This is a genomic window from Streptomyces sp. NPDC031670, assembly GCF_055580545.1.
This window is the reverse complement of the sequence record NZ_JBVILC010000029.1, coordinates 35,188-53,548: the sequence shown is the minus strand read 5'-3', so window position 1 is coordinate 53,548 and position 18,361 is coordinate 35,188. Positions and strand designations below refer to the sequence as shown.

The window sequence follows — 18,361 nt, the reverse complement described above, 5'->3', positions numbered from 1 at the left end:
GCTAACTTGAGGTGTGAGGCTCCTCGGCATGGACATCACCACCGCTCCCCACGCGGGGCCCACCGCTCCCCGCCCCGCCCCCCTGCGCCTCGCCGTCGTCCTCGGCTCCGACCGGGAAGGACGCTTCGGCTCCGTCGTCGGCCGGTGGCTGCTCGACCGGCTGCGCGAGCGCGACGACTTCGCGGTGGAGGTGGTCGACCTCGCCGAGACCCGGCTGCCGACCTCGATCTCGTACGACCCGGCACCACCGGTCAGGGCGGTCCTCGACACCGTCACCCCGAAGCTCGCCGGGGCGGACGCCTTCCTGGTCCTCACCCCCGAGTACAACCACTCCTTCCCGGCCTCGGTGAAGAACCTCATCGACTGGCACTTCGTCGAGTGGCAGGCCAAGCCGGTGGGCTTCGTCTCCTACGGAGGCATGTCGGGGGGCCTGCGGGCCGTCGAGCACCTGCGCACGGTCTTCGCCGAGCTGCACGCGGTCACGGTCCGGGACACGGTCAGCCTCCACCACGCCGGTGGCCTGTTCGAGCCCGACGGCGAGCTGCGCGAGCCCACCGGCCCCGAGGCCGCCGTCAAGCGGCTGCTCGACCAGCTCGCCTGGTGGGGCAGGGCCCTGCGGGAGGCCAGGGAGGCCCGTCCGTACGCCGCTTGAGGGCGGCGCACGGACGGGCCGGGCGTCACGGGATCAGCCGACGGCGACCGCCGACCAGGCGGCGGCGACCGCGTTCTGCTCCGCGCTGCCGCTGCCGTACAGGTCCTTCGCCGCGTTGAGCGTCGCCGTGCGGGCGGCGGCGTAGTTGGTGGAGGACGTCATGTAGACGGTCAGGGCCCGGTACCAGATCTTGCCGACCTTCTCGTGGCCGATGCCGGAGACCGTGGAGCCGTTGCAGGTGGGGCTGTTGTACGAGACGCCGTTGATCACCTTGGCGCCGCTGCCCTCGGAGAGCAGATAGGCGAAGTGATTGGCGACGCCGGAGGAGTAGTGGACGTCGAGGCTGCCGACGCCCGAGTACCAGCAGTCCGCCGACTTGGTGTCCGTGGACGGCTTGTCCATGAAGCGCAGGGCGGGCTTGCCGAAGCCCGGCTTCACGATCTTCTCGCCGATGAGGTAGTCGCCCTGGTCGGCGGAGTTGCCCGCGTACCACTCGACCATGGTGCCCATGATGTCGCTGGTGGCCTCGTTGAGGCCGCCGGACTCCCCGGAGTAGGTGAGGGCGGCGGTCTTGGAGGTGACGCCGTGCGACATCTCGTGCCCGGCGACGTCGAGCGCGACGAGCGGCCCGAAGGTGGTGCCGTCGCCGTCGCCGTACGTCATGCAGAAGCAGCTGTCGTCCCAGAAGGCGTTGTTGTAGTTGCTGCCGTAGTGGACGCGGTTGTACGAGCCCTTCCCGTCGCCGGCGATGCCGTTGCGGCCGTGGACGTTCTTGTAGTAGTCCCAGGTCGTGTTGGTGCCGTACTGCGCGTCCACGGCGGCCGTGGCGCGGTCGCTGTTGGCGCCGGTGCCCCAGTGGTTGTCGGCGTCGGTGAACAGCACGGCGGGCGCCCGCACGAAGCAGATGCCGAAGAAGCACAGGTCCGTCTTGTTCTGGGCGTCACCGGTGTAGGTGTTGCCGCGGGTGGGGTCCTTGAGCTGGTACGTGGACCCGGACAGCGTGGTCTCCAGGGGCACGGTGCCGCTGTAGAGGGACTGGCCGTCGCCGGCCGCGGTCTCGATGGAGTCCCAGGCGTCGATGGTGGCGCCGGTGCGGGCGTCGGTGAGCACCACGCGCGCGACGGGGTTGCCCTGGGTGTCCCGGGCGGCGGTCTGGGTCCGCCAGGCGAGCTTCGGGGCGCCGTGCAGGGCGTCCACGACCAGCTGGGGCCTGACGGTCAGGCCCGTCAGGCCCGGGTGGGCCGCGCGCAGCTCGGCGGAGGCGAGGGCGGCGGCGCGGGGCGCGGGGAGGGCGGGGGTCACGGTCGGTACGGAGAGGTCGTCGGCCACGGCCCGGTCGGCGCCGCGGTAGGCGCCGGAGGGGGCGAGGTGGACGACGAAGTCGCCGCCGAGCACGGGCAGTCCGCGGTACGTGCGGTCGTAGCGCACGTGCCGGCTGCCGTCGGCGTCCGTGATGACGTCCCGTACGGACGTGCCCTGCGCGGCGGTCACGGCGAGCGCGGCGGCGTGGGCGCTGACGGCGCTGTCGGCGGCGGCGATGGCGGCGGCGCGGGAGGGGGTGCTGGAGGCGCTGGAGGGGGCCGGGGCCTGCGGGCGGGGTTCGGCCAGGGCGGAGGCGGGGGCGAGCGCGGCGGCGAGCATGGCGCCGGCCGCGACGGCTATCCCGGCGGTGGTGAGGCGCGATGCGTTCCGGGTCGGTCTCATCGGGCTCCTCGGTCATGGGGGGTCGGCTCGGGTAAAGCTGATGCCGCATCAGTTTTAGGGGTACATGACAGGGGCTGTCCATAGGGCGGGGGGTGTGGTGGGGGGTGTTTCGGCTGCGGGTGGTGGGTGCCCGCGGGTGGTGGGTGGCTGGTCGCGCAGTTCCCCGCGCCCCTGGGGACCACCGTCCAGGTGCGACGCCCATCCGGCTGCGGACCGTGGATGGCTGGTCGCGCAGTTCCCCGCGCCCCTAAAAGCCCGTGGCCGAGCCAACCATCCAGGATGCGCCGACCCCCTGAGGGGCGCGGGGAACTGCGCGCTCAGCCACCCACCACCCGCAGCCAAACACCCCGCACGCACCCCCCACCCCCAGGGGCGCGGGGAACTGCGCGCTCAGCCACCCACCACCCGCAGCCGGGCAAGCCGGGGAAGCCGGACCCGGCCGGTCGGGGCCGGCACCGGGGACACTGGTGACAACCGTGCGTACGCACGGCCCCCACCGAGGGAGAGCCACCGTGACATCGGCCGAGTGCCTGACCGCAGTGACCACGACCGACAGCCGCGCCACGGCGGACGCGCTGGCCCGGAGCGCGGTCGAGGCCCGCCTCGCCGCCTGTGCGCAGATCACCGGCCCGGTGACCTCCGTCTACCGCTGGCGGGGCGCCGTCGAGACCGCCGAGGAGTGGCGGGTCGAGTTCAAGACGGCCGCCGCCCGGTACCCGGACCTGGAGCGCCATCTGCTCGCCGCCCACCCCTACGACACCCCGGAGATCATCGCGACCCCCGTGGTGCGCGGCAGCGCCGCCTATCTGGCCTGGCTCGCGGCGGAGACGGCGGAGACGGCGGAGACGGCGTGACGGCCGACGCGCCGGCCGCACCCGCACCCGGGCCCGAACCCGGTCTGCCGTTCTTCGTCTACGGCACCCTCCGACCCGGCGAGCGCTACCACCGGCTGCTGCTGACCGGCCGCACCGCGCGCGAGGCGCCCGCGCGGCTGCCGGGGGCGGTGCTGTACGAGGGCCCCGGCTACCCGTACGCGACGCACGGGGACGGCGTGGTAACCGGCGCGCTGATCACGCCGCGCCCCGAGGCGTACGCCGAAGTCCTGCGCGTACTGGACCGGTTGGAGGAGTGCCACGGGCCGGGCGACCCCCGCAACCTGTACGACCGGGTGGAGCGGACCGTCGAGCTGCCGGGCGGGGGAGCGGCGCGCGCCTGGGTCTATCTGGCGGCGGCCCCGCTCGCCCGGGAGCTGCGCGAGCACGGCACCGCGCTGCCCGGCGGCGACTGGTTCAACGCCCGTCCGCCGACCGCCCGTCCGCCGACCGCCCGTCCGCTCACCGCCCCTCGGCCAGCGCCCGCGCCACCCCGCCCTCCTTCGGCCCGAGGAAGCGCGGACCGGGTTTGAAGGCGGCGTCCAGGGCGGCCTTGCCCGCCGCGAAAACCTCGCGGGTGGAGCCGTAGTACCAGGTGACGTCGTGCACGGCGTCGACCGCGACCCCGTAGGAGTCGACCCCGGCGGCCTCGCACAGCGCGACGGCCCGCCGGATGTGGAAGCCCTGGCTCACCAGCACCGCGCGCTGCACGCCGAAGATCTTCTTCGCGCGTACACACGAGTCCCAGGTGTCGAAGCCGGCGAAGTCGCTGACCACCCGCCGGTCCGGGACGCCGTGCCGCACCAGGTAGGCGCGCATCGCGTCCGGCTCGTCGTACTCGGGCCGCCCGTTGTCCCCGGTCACCAGGACCGCCCTGACCTTTCCGGCCCGGTACAGCTCGACGGCCGCGTCGAGGCGGTGCGCCAGGTACGGCGACGGCTCGCCCTTCCACAGCCCGGCCCCGAACACCACCGCGACGCCGGACGCGGGCGCCTGCGCCACCGTTCCGACCTTGCCGTCGGCGGCCGTGAACATCCACGCGGCGGGTGCCAGCGCAAGGGCGCAGAGCGCGGCGGCCGTCTGCACGGCTCGTCGCTGCCCCCTGCGGGTGCGCGGCAGAGCGATCCGTACGCGAGTGCGCGGCAGGCGCATGGGGTCCCCCCGGGGTCGACGGTGTTACGGGTGGTCGGACGCGGGGGAGGGGGCGCGCGGTTCTGCTCCCGCGCCCCTCGCAGGGGTTCCCCGCCCGCGCCCCGCGCCCGTGAGGCGGCGGAAAACACTCGTCACCGCGGCGCAACGACATGGCAATGTGGGCCCGGCAGGATCGGTCCATGACGGAGACGGAGCCCCAGACCCGGTCGCACTTCCCGCCCGCCCACCGGTCGCCGCCGCTCGACAGCACGGCCGGACTCGTCACCCGCATCGCCGCCCAACTGGGCAGCCAGCTCAGCCACGTACGACTGAACGGGAGCCGCAAGCCGATGCCCACGACCTCCCGGCCGACCCCCGCCCGGCCCACCCTCGTCGCCGTCGCCCACGGCAGCCGCGACCCCCGGGCGCTGCGCACCGTGACCGCCCTGCTCGACCTGGTCCGCGAACTGCGCCCCGGGCTCGACGTACGGCTCGGCCACATCGAGATCGACGAGCCCGCGCTGCCCGACACCCTCGCCGGACTGGGCGCCGGGCACGCCGTCCTCGTACCGCTGCTGCTGAGCCGCGGCTACCACGTCAAGCAGGACATCCCGGCCGCCGTCGCCGACGCCCCGCGGCTGCGCACCCGTATCGCCCGGCCGCTCGGCCCGCACCCGCTGCTCGTCGAGGCGCTCTACGAACGGCTCGTCGAGGCCGGGTGGGACGAGGACCCACGCGCGCGTGGCGGACGGGCCGTGGTGCTCGCCGGGGCCGGATCGCGCGACCCCGAGTCGGCCGCCGACACCCGCCGCACCGCCGCGCTGCTCGCCGACCGCCTCGGCGTACCGGTGATACCCGCCTACGCCTCGGCCGCCGCCCCGACCGTCCCCGAGGCCCTGCGGGCGCTCGCCGCGCGGGGCCGCCACCGGGTCGCCATCGCCTCGTACTTCACCGCGCCCGGCCGGTTCGCCACCCAGAGCGCCGCCCACGCGCGCGGGGTCGCCGCCGCCCCGCTCGGCGCCCACCCGGCCGTCGCCCGTCTCGTCCTGCACCGCTACGACCAGGCGCTCGCCGCGGCCCCGTTCTCCGCCCCGCCGCGCGAACTCGCCACGGCCTGAGCACCCGCGCCGCCCCGCTTGTCAGTGGTTCCGTTTACTGTCGGTGCATGGAAGGCATCGCAGCACACCACCCCGGGTACGAGCCGACCGACGTCGAGCGGTGGGCGGCCGAACCGGACAAACGGCCCGGCCGGACCGCCTTCCAGCGCGACCGCGCGCGCGTGCTGCACTCCGGCGCGCTGCGCCGGCTGGCGGGCAAGACCCAGGTCGTGACGCCCGGCGAGACCGGCCGGCTGTGGGACGCGAGCCCGCGCACCCGCCTCACCCACTCCCTGGAGTGCGCCCAGGTCGGCCGCGAGCTCGGCGCCGCCCTCGGCTGCGACCCCGACCTCGTCGAGGCGGCCTGCCTCGCGCACGACATGGGCCACCCGCCCTTCGGGCACAACGGCGAGCAGGCGCTCAACGACTTCGCCAAGGACTGCGGCGGCTTCGAGGGCAACGCCCAGTCGCTGCGCCTGCTCACCCGCCTCGAACCCAAGCGCTTCGTGCGCGACGAGGAGAGCGGCGAGCCCGTCAGCGTCGGCCTCAACCTCACCCGGGCCGCCCTGGACGCGGCCACCAAGTACCCCTGGCCGCGCGGCGGCCACCCCACCGACCCGCAGTCCGTGAAGTTCGGGGTCTACGAGGACGACCTGCCGGTCTTCGACTGGGTGCGCCGGGGCGCCGAGCCCGACCGCAAGTGCTTCGAGGCCCAGGTCATGGACTGGGCCGACGACGTGGCGTACTCGGTCCACGACTTCGAGGACGGGCTGCACGCCGGGCACATCGACCCCAACCTGCTCTTCTCCGAACCGGAGCGCGCGGACATCTGGCGCGTGGCGATCGGGCGGTACGTGCCGGCCGGCACCGAGCCGCAGGAGCTCGCGGACGCGCTGGACCGGCTGATGGACCAGGAGTGGTGGCCGCACGGGTACGACGGCTCGGCCGTCGCCCAGGCCCGCCTCAAGGACGCCACCAGCCAGCTCATCGGCCGGTTCTGCCTGGCCGCCGAGGGCGCGACCCGCGAGCGCTGGGGCGTGGGCCGGCTGAGCAGATACGGGGCGGAGCTGGTGGTCCCGCGCCCCGCGCGCAACGAGTGCGCCGTACTCAAGGCGGTGGCCCACCGCTATGTGATGCAGCGCGACGAGCAGGAGCGGCTCCGCGCCGACCAGCGCGTGATTCTGGCCGAACTGGCCGAAGCGCTCACCGCGCGCGCCCCGGCGGACGGCCTCGACCCGCAGTTCCGCGCGCTCTTCGCCGCGGCCGGCGACGACCGCGCCCGCAAACGGGTCATCGTCGACCAGATCGCGTCCCTGACCGACGCCGCGGCCCTGTCCCTGCACGCCAGACTGACGGTGCCGCACCGCTGAGCCGCGGTGGGGCGCGCCTTTGCCGTACGTAGGACCGTACGCATTCCCGTACGTATGACGCACCGATCAAGCCCGGCCACTCGGCGCCCCAACGGAGCAAGCCCTCTTCCCCCATCACGCTCCGTGCGGGACGCTCGCTGATGGCGGTTGAGCAACGAGGAGGCATCAAGTGGTCGACGCAGACCGGACATTTGTCATTGTCGGTGGAGGACTGGCCGGGGCCAAGGCCGCCGAGACCCTGCGCGCCGAGGGGTTCAACGGCCGGGTGATCCTCATCGGCGACGAGCGGGAGCACCCCTACGAACGGCCTCCCCTGTCCAAGGGCTTCCTCTCCGGCAAGGAGGAACGCGACAGCGTCTTCGTCCACGAACCCGGCTGGTACGCGCAGAACGACATCGAGCTCCACCTCGGCCAGACCGTCACCGCCATCGACCGCGGGGCCAGGACCGTCCGCCTGGGCGACGGCACCGTCATCGGCTACGACAAGCTGCTGCTCGCCACCGGCTCCGAGCCCCGCCGCCTGGACATCCCCGGCACGGAGCTGGCGGGCGTCCACCATCTGCGCCGCCTCGCCCACTCCGAGCGGCTGCGCAACACGCTCAAGGCCCTCGGCCGCGACAACGGCCACCTGGTGATCGCCGGGGCCGGCTGGATCGGCCTGGAGGTCGCCGCCGCCGCGCGCGGATACGGCGCGGAGGTCACCGTCGTCGAGCCCGAGCAGACCCCGCTGCACCAGGTCATCGGCCCCGAGCTCGGCCAGATCTTCACCGAACTGCACGCCGAGCACGGCGTCCGCTTCCACTTCGGCGCGCGGCTCACCGAGATCGTCGGCCAGGACGGCATGGTCCTCGCCGCCCGCACCGACGACGGCGAGGAGCACCCGGCGCACGACGTGCTCGCCGCGATCGGGGCCGCGCCGCGCACCGCGCTCGCCGAGGCCGCGGGCCTCGCGCTCGTCGACCGCGCGCACGGCGGCGGGGTCGCGGTCGACGCGTCGCTGCGCACCTCCGACCCGGACATCTTCGCCGCGGGCGACGTGGCCGCGGCCCACCACCCGCTGCTCGACATCCGGCTGCGGGTGGAGCACTGGGCCAACGCCCTCAACGGCGGTCCGGCCGCGGCCCGCGCGATGCTGGGCCAGGAGACCGGCTACGACCGGGTGCCGTACTTCTTCTCCGACCAGTACGACCTGGGCCTGGAGTACTCGGGCTGGGCGCCCCCCGGCAGCTACGACCAGGTGGTGCTCAGGGGCGACGCGGGCAAGCGCGAGTTCATCGCCTTCTGGCTGAGCGGGCGGCGGGTGCTGGCGGGGATGAACGTGAACGTGTGGGACGTCACAGAGGCGATCCAGGATCTGATCAGGGCGGGAACGAAGGGAGTCCAGGTCGACCCGGACCGCCTGGCGGACCCGTCGGTCCCGCTGGGGGACCTGACGACGACCTGACCCCGGCAGCCGGGGCGCCCGCCGACGCCCCGGCACCGCCTGCCCGCACCGGCGGCATCCCCCGGACCCCCGGCCGAGCAACGCCGGACCCCCGGGCCGGGCAGCCGCCCACGAGCACCCGGCGCTGTCCTTCCCGCACCGTAGACTTGCCGCGTGGCAGGCAGGATCAACGATGACGACGTGAAGGCGGTCCGGGACGCGGTCCCGATCGACGCCGTCGTGTCCGAGTACCTCCAGCTGCGCAACGCGGGCGGCGGCAACCTCAAGGGCCTCTGCCCCTTCCACGACGAGAAGTCCCCGTCCTTCCAGGTCAGCCCCAGCAAGGGCCTCTTCCACTGCTTCGGCTGCCAGGAAGGCGGCGACACGATCGCCTTCGTCCGGAAGATCGACCACCTGTCGTTCTCCGAGGCCGTCGAGCGCCTGGCCGCCACCGCGGGCATCACCCTGCGGTACGAGGAGGGCGGCTACAACCCCTCCCACCAGCGCGGCGAACGCATCCGCCTGGTCGAGGCCCACAAGATCGCCGCGCAGTTCTACATCGAGCAGCTGGACACCAGCCCCGAGGCCGAGATCGGCCGTAAGTTCCTCGCCGAGCGCGGCTTCGACCAGGCCGCCGCCGCCCACTTCGGCGTCGGCTACAGCCCGGCCGGCTGGGACCACCTCACCCGCTTCCTGCGCGGCAAGGGCTTCAGCGACAAGGAGCTGACCCTCTCCGGGCTCTCCCAGGAGGGCCGCCGCGGCCCCATCGACCGCTTCCGCGGCCGGCTGATGTGGCCGATCCGCGATGTCTCCGGCGAGGTCGTCGGCTTCGGCGCCCGCAAGCTCCGCGACGACGACAACGGCCCCAAGTACCTCAACACCCCCGAGACCGCGATCTACAAGAAGTCGCAGGTCCTGTACGGGATCGACCTGGCCAAGAAGGACATCGCCAAGTCCAGCCGCGCGGTGGTCGTCGAGGGCTACACCGATGTGATGGCCTGTCACCTCGCCGGGGTCACCACCGCCATCGCCACCTGCGGCACCGCCTTCGGCGGCGACCACATCAAGATCCTGCGCCGCCTCCTGATGGACAATGGCAGCGCGCGCGTGATCTTCACCTTCGACGGTGACGCGGCGGGCCAGAAGGCCGCCCTGCGCGCCTTCGAGGACGACCAGAAGTTCGCCGCCGAGACCTACATCGCCATCGCCCCCGACGGCATGGACCCCTGCGAACTGCGCCTGGCCAAGGGCAACGAGGCGGTCGCCGACCTGGTCCAGCCCCGCACCCCGCTCTTCGAGTTCGCCATCCGCCAGATCGTCCAGCGCTACGACCTGGAGACCCCGGCGGGCCGCGCCGCCGCGCTCGACGAGGCCGCCCCGATCGTCGCCCGCATCAAGAACGTCGCCTCCCAGCACGAGGTGGCCGTCCAGCTGGCCGGCATCCTCGGCATCCTGGACACCCAGTTCGTCGTCAAGCGCGTGGCCCAGCTGGCCCGTTGGGCCCGCGACCGGGGCGGCAAGGGCCCGGCCCCGGACCGCCGCCGCCCGTACGGAGAGGTGCGGGCCCCGGCCGCCGCCGCCGCCTCCGGCCCGGCCCTGAACCTGCGCAGCCCCGCCCACCGCACCGAGCGCGAGCTCCTCAAGCTCGCCCTCCAGCACCCGCACCTGGTCTCCCCGGCCTTCGACGCGTACGGGGTGGACGAGTTCACGGCCCCGCCCTACGCGGCGGTGCGCCAGTGCATCATGGACGCCGGCGGCGCCACCGACGCCCCCTCCGACTACCTTCCGGCCGTCATGGAGTCGGCGCCCGACGACACCGTCCGCGCGCTCGTCACCGAGCTCGCCGTGGAGGCGGTCCACGCCCGCGTGGTCGACGAGGCGTACGCGGGCGAGCAGCTCGTCGCCGTCCGCCGCCGCGCCGTCGACCGCCGCCTCCTCGACATCCAGGGCACCCTGGCCCGCCTCGGGCAGAACGGCGACCCCGAGCGACTGGCCGCCGTACAGAACGAGTTGTGGGTCCTCCAGCAGTACGGCCAGGCTCTGCGCAACCGGGGCGTCGAAGCCCTCTGAGCCCGGCGCGGCGCGCGACCGCTGCCGTACGGGTAACCGCCCGGTCACGGACCGGCTTCAAAAAGTCACCGCACGCCCCTCGTGGCGGAGATGTGTCTTACCCCACACTGGGGTGCGGTGCCTGAGTCCTCGGAGCGCGGCCGGCCCACCGAAGGTGGGTACCACACCCCCGCGGATCCGCTCATCGTGTACGGGACGGACAGCGGCCCGGCCGCCCCCGTCCCGCTGCCGCACGCCCCCGATCCGGCAGCGATCACCCTGGAGGTCGCCCCCGTGCAGACCCGGACCCTGACCGACAACGACGTCGTGGCCACCGTGCCCCCGCAGACCCGGGCCGTGCTCCATCCCGAGGCCGAAGTGCCCCCCGTCGAACTCGTCGACGACGTGGTGGACGTGCCGGAGCCGCCCGAGCGGGCGCCCGGGCGCGCCGAGACCGGCGGCCCCTCGTCCGATCTCTTCCGCCAGTACCTGCGCGAGATCGGGCGTATCCCGCTGCTCACCGCCGCGGAGGAAGTGGAGCTGGCGCGCCGGGTGGAGGCGGGTCTGTTCGCCGAGGAGAAACTCGCCGGCACCCCGGACCCGGACTCCCGGCTCGCCGTCGACCTCGACAGGCTGGTGGTCATGGGCCGGATGGCCAAACGCCGGCTGATCGAGGCGAACCTGCGGCTGGTCGTCTCCGTCGCCAAACGCTATGTGGGGCGCGGGCTCACCATGCTCGACCTGGTGCAGGAGGGGAACCTCGGGCTGATCCGCGCGGTCGAGAAGTTCGACTACGCGCGCGGCTACAAGTTCTCCACGTACGCGACGTGGTGGATCCGCCAGGCCATGTCCCGCGCGCTCGCCGACCAGGCCCGCACCATCCGTGTCCCCGTCCATGTGGTGGAGCTGATCAACCGCGTGGTGCGGGTGCAGCGCCGGATGCTCCAGGAGCGCGGCTACGAGCCGACGCCCGAGGAGGTCGCCGCCCATCTCGACCTGCCGCCCGAGCGCGTGAGCGAGGTGCTCCGGCTCGCCCAGGAGCCGGTCTCGCTGCACGCGCCCGTGGGCGAGGAGGACGATGTGGCGCTGGGCGACCTGATCGAGGACGGCGACGCGGCGTCCCCCGTGGAGTCGGCGGCCTTCCTGCTGCTGCGCGAGCACCTGGAGGCCGTGCTGTCCACGCTGGGCGAGCGCGAACGCAAGGTGGTCCAGCTGCGCTACGGGCTCGCGGACGGACGCCCGCGCACGCTGGAGGAGATCGGCCGCATCTTCGGCGTCACCCGCGAACGCATCCGCCAGATCGAGTCCAAGACCCTGAACAAACTCCGCGACCACGCCTTCGCGGACCAGCTGCGCGGCTATCTGGACTGAGGGGGAGCGGGCGGCGACCCGCTCCCCGCCCCGCCCTCAGTCGACCTCGGCCACGGCTTGGGCGAACTGCGCCGCGTACAGCCGCGCGTAGGCGCCGTCCGCCGCCAGCAGCTCGTCGTGCGTGCCCTGCTCCACGATGGCCCCGTTCTCCATCACGAGGATCACGTCCGCGTCCCGGATCGTGGAGAGCCGGTGGGCGATCACGAACGACGTCCGCCCGTGCGCCAGCCGTGCCATCGCCTTCTGGATCAGCACCTCGGTCCGGGTGTCCACCGAGCTCGTCGCCTCGTCGAGGACGAGGATCACCGGGTCGGACAGGAACGCCCGCGCGATGGTGATCAACTGCTTCTCGCCCGCGCTCACCCCGGTGCCCTCGTCGTCGATCACGGTGTCGTACCCGTCCGGCAGCGTCCGGACGAACCGGTCCGCGTGCGCCGCCCGGGCCGCCTCCTCGATCTCCTCGCGGGTGACCGGCCGGTCCGCGCCGTACGCGATGTTGTCCGCGATGGTGCCGCCGAACAGCCAGGTGTCCTGGAGCACCATGCCGATGCCCGCGCGCAGCTCACGGCGCGACATCCGGGCCGCGTCCACCCCGTCCAGGGTGATCCGCCCGCTCCTCACCTCGTAGAACCGCATCAGCAGGTTGACCAGCGTCGTCTTGCCCGCGCCCGTCGGGCCGACGATCGCGACCGTCTGCCCGGGTTCGACCTTCAGTGACAGGTCCTCGATCAGCGGCTTCTCCGGGTCGTACCGGAACGCCACCTTCTCCAGGGTCACCGCGCCGCGCCGCTCCACCGGCCGCTCGGCCGACTCCGCGTCCGGCTCCTGCTCGTCCGCGTCGAGCAGCTCGAAGATCCGCTCGGCGGAGGCGACGCCCGACTGCACCAGGTTCGCCATCGAGGCGACCTGGGTGAGCGGCATCGAGAACTGCCGCGAGTACTGGATGAAGGCCTGCACATCGCCGATCGACAGCGCGCCCGAGGCGACCCGCAGCCCGCCGACAACCGCGACCAGCACATAGTTCAGGTTCGAGATGAACATCATCAGCGGCTGCATCACGCCGCTGTTGAACTGCGCCCGGAACCCGGCCTCGTACAGCGCCTCGTTCTGCTCGTCGAACTGCCGCGCCGACTCCTCCTGGCGCCCGAAGACCTTCACCAGGGTGTGCCCGGTGTACATCTCCTCCACATGCGCGTTGAGCCGGCCCGTGGTCTTCCACTGCTGGACGAACTGCGGCTGCGACCGCTTGCCGATCTTCGTGGCGACGAACACCGACAGCGGTACGGTCGCCAGCGCCACCAGGGCCAGCAGCGGCGAGATCCAGAACATCATCGCGAGCACGCCGACGATGGTGAGCAGAGAGTTGATGAGCTGACCCATCGTCTGCTGCATCGTCTGCGAGATGTTGTCGATGTCGTTGGTCGCCCGGCTGAGCACCTCGCCGCGCTTGGCGCGGTCGAAGTACGACAGCGGCAGCCGCGACAGCTTCGCCTGCACCTGCTCGCGCATCCGGAACACCGTACGGTTGATGGCCCGGTTGGAGAGCCGGGTCGCCACCAGCATCAGCAGCCCCGCGCCCACGTACACCGCGAGGGCGACGAGCAGCACCCGGCCGACCTCGCCGAAGTCGATGCCGTGGCCGGGGGTGAAGTGCACCCCCGAGAGCATGTCGGCGAGCGAGCCGTCGCCCTTGTCGCGCAGCCGCTCCAGCGCCTGGTCCTTGGTCGTCCCGTCCGGCATCTGCCGGCCGACGACACCCGCGAAGACCAGGTCGGTCGCCTTGCCGAGGATCTTCGGCCCGACCACCGAGAGCGCCACGCTGAGCACGGCGGCCACGAGCATCACATAGAGCGTGCCCTTCTCCGGCGCGAGCTGCCTGAGCAGCCGCTTCGACGAACCCTTGAAGTCCATCGAGCGTTTGCCGTCGCCCTGGCCCATCATCCGGGCCATGTTTCCGCTCATGCCGCCTCGGCCTCCGTCAGCTGGGAGAGCACGATCTCCCGGTACGTCTCGTTCTCGGCCATCAGCTCGTGGTGGCGGCCGGAGCCGACGACCCGGCCCTCGTCCAGGACGACGATCCGGTCGGCGTCGCGGATCGTGGAGACCCGCTGGGCCACGATGACGACGGTCGCCTCGCGCGTCTCGCGCAGCAGCGCCGCCCGCAGGGCCGCGTCGGTGGCGTAGTCGAGCGCGGAGAACGAGTCGTCGAAGAGGTAGATCTCCGGGCGCTGCACCAGGGTCCGCGCGATGGCGAGCCGCTGGCGCTGACCGCCGGAGACATTGGTGCCGCCCTGCGCGATGGGCGCGTTGAGCCCGCCCTCCAGTCTGCCGACGAACTCCTTGGCCTGGGCGACCTCCAGGGCGTGCCAGAGCTCCTCGTCGGTGGCGTCCGGATTGCCGTACCGCAGATTGGTCGCCACCGTCCCGGAGAAGAGGTACGGCTTCTGGGGCACCATCGACACCGTCTTGGCGAGCAGTACGGGATCGATCCCGCGCACGTCCTCGCCGTCCACCAGGACCGCGCCGCCCGTCACGTCGAACAGCCTCGGTACGAGCCCGAGCAGCGTCGACTTGCCGCTGCCGGTCGACCCGATGACCGCGGTGGTCTCCCCGGGGCGGGCCACCAGGTCCACGCCCTTCAGGACGGACTCCTCGGCGCCGGGGTAGGTGAAGTCGGCGCCGCGGACCTCCAGATGGCCGCTGCGGCGCAGCTCGCGGACGGGGGCCTTCGGCGGCACCACGCTGGTGTCGGTGCCGAGGACCTCCTCGATCCGCTCGGCGCAGACCTCGGCGCGCGGCACCATCATGAACATGAAGGTGGCCATCATGACGGCCATCACGATCTGCATCAGATACGTGAGGAACGCGGTGAGCTGGCCGATCTGCAGGGAGCCGCTGTCGATCCGGTGGGCGCCGAACCACACCACGGCCACCGAGGAGACGTTCACGACCGTCATCACCGTCGGGAACATCAGCGCCATCAGCCGCCCGGTGCCCAGCGAGACATCGGTCAGTTCGGTGTTGGCGCCCTTGAAACGGTCCTTCTCGTAGTCGTCCTTCACGAACGCCCGGATCACGCGGTTGCCGGTGATCTGCTCGCGCAGCACGCGGTTCACCGTGTCCAGGCGGGTCTGCATGGTGCGGAACAGCGGGCGCATCCTGCGCACGATCAGTGAGACGCAGATGCCGAGGACCGGCACCACGGCGAGCAGCACCGCCGACAGCGGCACGTCCTGGCTCAGCGCCATGATGATGCCGCCGACGCACATGATGGGCGCCGACACCATCAGCGTGAACGACATCAGCGTCAGCATCTGGACCTGCTGCACGTCGTTGGTGGTCCGGGTGATCAGGGACGGCGCCCCGAAGTGGCCCACCTCGCGCGAGGAGAACGACTGCACCCGCGCGAAGACGGCCGCGCGCACGTCCCGGCCCAGGGCCGCGGCGGTGCGCGCGCCGAAGTAGACGGCGCCGACGTTGCAGACCACCTGGACGAGGCTGACGGCGATCATGACGCCGCCGAACTCCAGGATGTAGCCGGTGTCCCCGTCGACGACACCGTTGTCGATGATGTCGGCGTTCAGGGTCGGCAGATAGAGGGTCGCGCAGGTCTGGAGCAGCTGGAGCAGCACCAGGAGCGCGATCGGTTTCTTGTACGGAACCAGATGGGTCCGCAGGAGTCGTATGAGCACGTGAGGGCTCTCCGGGTCGGCAAGATCGAGGGGTTCGACCCCCATCTTGCGACACTCCACCCCTGGAACCTCAACCGATTAAGCCAAGGGCGAGTCAAAAGGATGAGTCAAGAACGGACCTCCGGCGTAGTCAAGACGACACGCCGGAGAATCCCCCGTACGGCTTGTTCCGCGCCCCGGTGACCGGGGCGCGCGCTCACGCTCCGGTGTCGAAGGCGCCAGGGTGGATCTCGTCACGCGTCGCGATGTACTGCTGGCGCACCGCCTGCCCCACGGCCAGCTCCTCGCCCGGCTCGAAGACCTGCGCCGCCGCGCCCTGCCAGGCCGGCGGGGTGTGCGCGGCGAGCGAGCCCTGCGAGACACCGAGCGCCCAGGCCGCCTGCCGGGCCGCGCCGAGGGCCGCGTACTCGGCGGGCTGCGGGACGACCACCTGGGTGCCCAGGATCGCCGGCGCCGCCGCCTGCACGGCCGGCAGCTCGGCCGCCGCGCCGAGCAGGAAGACCCGGCGCACCTCGACCCCGCGCGAGCGCAGCACGTCGAGCGCGTCCGCCAGCGAGCAGAGCATGCCCTCGAACGCGGCCCGCGCCAGATGCTCGGGCTTCATCGACTCGCGCCGCAGCCCGGCCAGCGTCCCGGCCGCGTGCGGCAGCCGGGGGGTCCGCTCGCCCTCCAGATACGGCAGCAGGACCAGCCCGCTGGCGCCCGGGGTCGACTTCAGCGCCAGCGCCGAGAGCTCCTCCAGGCTCTCCACGCCGAGCATCTCCGCCGTGCCGCGCAGCGCCCGTACCGCGTTGCTCGTATGCACCACGGGCAGATGGCGGCCGGTGGCGTCGGCGAAGGACGTAATCATTCCGGCCGGGTCGGCCAGCGCCTCGTGGTGCACGGCCATGACCGAACCCGACGCCCCGAGCGAGACGACCGCGTCGCCGGGGCCGACGCCGAGACCGAAGGCCGCGGCCATCGTCTCGCCGGTGCCGGCCGAGATCAGCAGCCCCTCGGGGGTGGTGCCCGCCGCGTCGGAGGGGCCGAGCACCTCGGGCAGCGCCACATGGTGGCCGAGCGCGAGTTCCACGAGGTCGGGGCGGTAGAAGCCGGTCGCCGCCGACCAGTAGCCGGTGCCGGAGGCGGCGCCGCGGTCGGTGGTACGCCGGGCCGGACGGCCCAGCAACTGCCACACCAGCCAGTCGTGTGCCTGGACTATCGCGGCGGTGCGCTGGGCGGCCTCCGGTTCGTTACGGGCCAGCCAGCGCAGCTTCGCCACGGCCTGCCCGGCCTGCGGCACGCTGCCGACGGCCTTGGCCCACGCCTCGCGCCCGCCGAGCGCGTCGGTGAGATCCGCGGCGGCCACCTGGGCGCGCTTGTCGTTGCCGGTCAGCGCGGCCCGGACGAGAGAGCCCTGGGCGTCCAGCGAGATCAGCGCGTGCTGCTGGGCGGCGACCCCGATGGCCTGCACGCCTTCGAGCAGCCCGCCCGCCGCGGCCTCGCCGAGCGAGAGCAGCCAGGCCTGCGGATCGACCTCGGTGGCCTTCTGGTCGACGGGATGCGGGGCGTACCCCTGCCGCAGGACGGCACCGGTGTCGGTGTCGCAGACGACGATGCGAGTGAAGGCGGAAGAGCTGTCCAGCCCGGCGACTATCCCCATGGGCACGATTCTGCATCACGCGGGGGCCCATCGGGCCCCCGCGGCCACCGGCTCTTGCGGGGCGCCGGTGTCAGGTGTTGCTGGTGCCCCAGTCGTCCTCGCCGCCCTGGCCGCGCCCGCGCAGCGAGCGCACCCGGTCGGCGATCGACTTCGGTGCCTTGTCCCCGACCTTGTCGGACACCTTCTCGCTCACCGCGTGGATGGCCTTGCCCGCGTACGCCCGGCCGTTCTGCGCGGCCGACTCCGCGGTGTTGCGCACGGCCGGGTTCTGGGCGACTTGGCGGGCGGACTTCTTCAACTGTTCATAACGCTCGCGTCCGGCCCGGGTTCCGAGCACGTACCCGACGACGAGTCCGACGGCGAACGTGAGCCGGTAGCGCATGGCGGTCACCCTTCTGTGGCGTCTGTCCGACGTCACTGTGACGTCGTGTGCTGCGCCTACCCGCGCAGCCCCGTGATCACCCGGGGCGGAACCGATTGGCGGAGCACCCCCCTGCTTGCGCTAATGTATGTGTCGCAGCGAGCGCACGCCGCCCGGGGACACCCGGGGTGGGTACGTTCGACGCAACGAGACATTCCCCTGTAGCTCAATTGGCAGAGCAGCCGGCTGTTAACCGGCAGGTTACTGGTTCGAGTCCAGTCGGGGGAGCTCGGTCTCCTGTAGCTCAATTGGCAGAGCAGCCGGCTGTTAACCGGCAGGTTACTGGTTCGAGTCCAGTCGGGAGAGCAGTGAAAAGGGCCCTCCGAGGGCCCTTTTTCATGCCCCGGGGAACCGCGCGGGGCGTGACGGAGTCCTCATGGGCGTGCGTTGCCGACCATCCGAGGCAGGAGATCGTATGAGCGGCTATGCTGCGGCAGACGGCGCGCACAAATGTGCGCGACGCGCCGTTAGGGGCGGTAGCTCAGCCGGTTAGAGCAGCGGACTCATAATCCGTCGGCCGTGGGTTCGAGTCCCACCCGCCCCACTCTGCGTTCCCTCCGCAGAAACGTTTCAACCTGCGCGGTGTGCCTGCGCGGGGGTGAGCCCCGGCCTTCTCCTGGTCGGGGCTCTTCGTATGCGTGGCCGCGGTTCGGGGAGCGGTCGCGCGGCCCGTGCCGGGCAGCGGGTCCGGCGGGCCGGAGGCGGACGTCAACACGGTGACGGTCCGGGCCGCGCGGACCGGGCCGGGGACGGTGGGCCGCTCGTCGGCGGGACGTATATCGCGGGACAGGCGCATATCGGGGAACTCGGACGGTTTCCGTGCCGTCCTGGCGGGGGCGGGAATTCGGGGACCGCTGTTCGTCCATTCAATGCCGCTCATCGCGTTCGGTGCTGCTGCTTTCGCGAAGAATTCCGCGCGCGCTCGGGGGGGGGCGTC

General features: G+C 72.5%; 13 protein-coding genes, 3 tRNA genes and 1 pseudogene. 11 read left to right on the top strand and 6 right to left on the bottom strand.

What is annotated here, in order from left to right:
* Positions 1 to 28: 28 nt before the first annotated feature.
* Positions 29 to 652 (top strand): NADPH-dependent FMN reductase, encoded by a 624-nt coding sequence (locus ACZ5ID_RS33605; protein WP_468905673.1) that lies wholly within the window; start codon positions 29 to 31, stop codon positions 650 to 652.
* A 33-nt stretch (positions 653 to 685) separates the two neighbouring features.
* Here ACZ5ID_RS33605 and ACZ5ID_RS33600 read toward each other — a convergent pair whose 3' ends face one another.
* Positions 686 to 2,356 carry a M4 family metallopeptidase gene (locus ACZ5ID_RS33600; protein ID WP_468905670.1) on the bottom strand — a complete coding sequence of 557 codons (1,671 nt, stop codon included), beginning with the start codon at positions 2,354 to 2,356 and terminating at the stop codon, positions 686 to 688.
* A gap of 512 nt (positions 2,357 to 2,868) precedes the next feature.
* On the opposite strand from ACZ5ID_RS33600, the gene cutA reads away from it, so the two are divergent.
* Both cutA and ACZ5ID_RS33590 read left to right on the top strand, forming a co-directional pair.
* The gene (cutA, locus tag ACZ5ID_RS33595; RefSeq protein ID WP_468905666.1) at positions 2,869 to 3,210 is read left to right on the top strand and encodes a divalent-cation tolerance protein CutA; all 342 of its coding nucleotides are present in this window, start codon (positions 2,869 to 2,871) and stop codon (positions 3,208 to 3,210) included.
* Positions 3,207 to 3,656, top strand: a pseudogene (locus ACZ5ID_RS33590) (gamma-glutamylcyclotransferase family protein); the annotation flags it as partial. The gene cutA and the pseudogene ACZ5ID_RS33590, both read left to right, overlap by 4 nt.
* Positions 3,657 to 3,690: 34 nt before the next feature.
* Here the strand turns inward: ACZ5ID_RS33590 and ACZ5ID_RS33585 are convergent.
* On the bottom strand, positions 3,691 to 4,380 hold the full coding sequence (locus tag ACZ5ID_RS33585; RefSeq protein ID WP_468905663.1) for a SanA/YdcF family protein: 690 nt from the start codon (positions 4,378 to 4,380) through the stop codon (positions 3,691 to 3,693).
* A gap of 179 nt (positions 4,381 to 4,559) precedes the next feature.
* Between ACZ5ID_RS33585 and ACZ5ID_RS33580 the strand changes: the two genes are divergently transcribed.
* The 5 genes from ACZ5ID_RS33580 to ACZ5ID_RS33560 all read left to right on the top strand — a co-directional run bounded on the left by ACZ5ID_RS33580 (position 4,560) and on the right by ACZ5ID_RS33560 (position 11,669).
* Positions 4,560 to 5,477: a sirohydrochlorin chelatase gene (locus ACZ5ID_RS33580; protein ID WP_468905660.1), complete on the top strand. Its 918-nt coding sequence runs from the start codon at positions 4,560 to 4,562 to the stop codon at positions 5,475 to 5,477.
* A gap of 47 nt (positions 5,478 to 5,524) precedes the next feature.
* Entirely contained in the window at positions 5,525 to 6,826 is a 1,302-nt protein-coding gene (locus ACZ5ID_RS33575; protein ID WP_468905657.1) for a deoxyguanosinetriphosphate triphosphohydrolase, read from the top strand.
* Between the two features lie 169 nt (positions 6,827 to 6,995).
* Positions 6,996 to 8,270 (top strand): NAD(P)/FAD-dependent oxidoreductase, encoded by a 1,275-nt coding sequence (locus ACZ5ID_RS33570; protein ID WP_468905654.1) that lies wholly within the window; start codon positions 6,996 to 6,998, stop codon positions 8,268 to 8,270.
* A gap of 153 nt (positions 8,271 to 8,423) precedes the next feature.
* The gene (gene dnaG / locus ACZ5ID_RS33565; RefSeq protein WP_468905651.1) at positions 8,424 to 10,319 is read left to right on the top strand and encodes a DNA primase; all 1,896 of its coding nucleotides are present in this window, start codon (positions 8,424 to 8,426) and stop codon (positions 10,317 to 10,319) included.
* Between the two features lie 117 nt (positions 10,320 to 10,436).
* Positions 10,437 to 11,669 (top strand): RNA polymerase sigma factor, encoded by a 1,233-nt coding sequence (locus ACZ5ID_RS33560; RefSeq protein WP_468905648.1) that lies wholly within the window; start codon positions 10,437 to 10,439, stop codon positions 11,667 to 11,669.
* A 36-nt stretch (positions 11,670 to 11,705) separates the two neighbouring features.
* Here the strand turns inward: ACZ5ID_RS33560 and ACZ5ID_RS33555 are convergent, their stop codons facing one another.
* From ACZ5ID_RS33555 to ACZ5ID_RS33540, 4 genes are all read right to left on the bottom strand, one after another.
* Positions 11,706 to 13,631, bottom strand: a complete 1,926-nt coding sequence (locus ACZ5ID_RS33555) for an ABC transporter ATP-binding protein (RefSeq protein WP_468905645.1) — start codon at positions 13,629 to 13,631, stop codon at positions 11,706 to 11,708.
* Positions 13,628 to 15,361, bottom strand: a complete 1,734-nt coding sequence (locus ACZ5ID_RS33550) for an ABC transporter ATP-binding protein (RefSeq protein ID WP_468905642.1) — start codon at positions 15,359 to 15,361, stop codon at positions 13,628 to 13,630. Before ACZ5ID_RS33550 ends, ACZ5ID_RS33555 begins: the two co-directional genes overlap by 4 nt.
* A 196-nt stretch (positions 15,362 to 15,557) precedes the next feature.
* Positions 15,558 to 17,003: an FGGY family carbohydrate kinase gene (locus ACZ5ID_RS33545; protein WP_468905640.1), complete on the bottom strand. Its 1,446-nt coding sequence runs from the start codon at positions 17,001 to 17,003 to the stop codon at positions 15,558 to 15,560.
* A gap of 70 nt (positions 17,004 to 17,073) precedes the next feature.
* Positions 17,074 to 17,385: a YtxH domain-containing protein gene (locus tag ACZ5ID_RS33540; protein ID WP_406555018.1), complete on the bottom strand. Its 312-nt coding sequence runs from the start codon at positions 17,383 to 17,385 to the stop codon at positions 17,074 to 17,076.
* A 194-nt stretch (positions 17,386 to 17,579) separates the two neighbouring features.
* Here ACZ5ID_RS33540 and ACZ5ID_RS33535 point away from each other — a divergent pair.
* From ACZ5ID_RS33535 to ACZ5ID_RS33525, 3 genes are all read left to right on the top strand, one after another.
* Positions 17,580 to 17,652 (top strand) — tRNA-Asn (locus tag ACZ5ID_RS33535).
* Between the two features lie 5 nt (positions 17,653 to 17,657).
* Positions 17,658 to 17,730, top strand: a tRNA-Asn gene (locus ACZ5ID_RS33530).
* 164 nt (positions 17,731 to 17,894) lie between these two features.
* Positions 17,895 to 17,968: transfer RNA gene (locus ACZ5ID_RS33525), tRNA-Ile, on the top strand.
* The last annotated feature ends 393 nt before the right edge of the window (positions 17,969 to 18,361 follow it).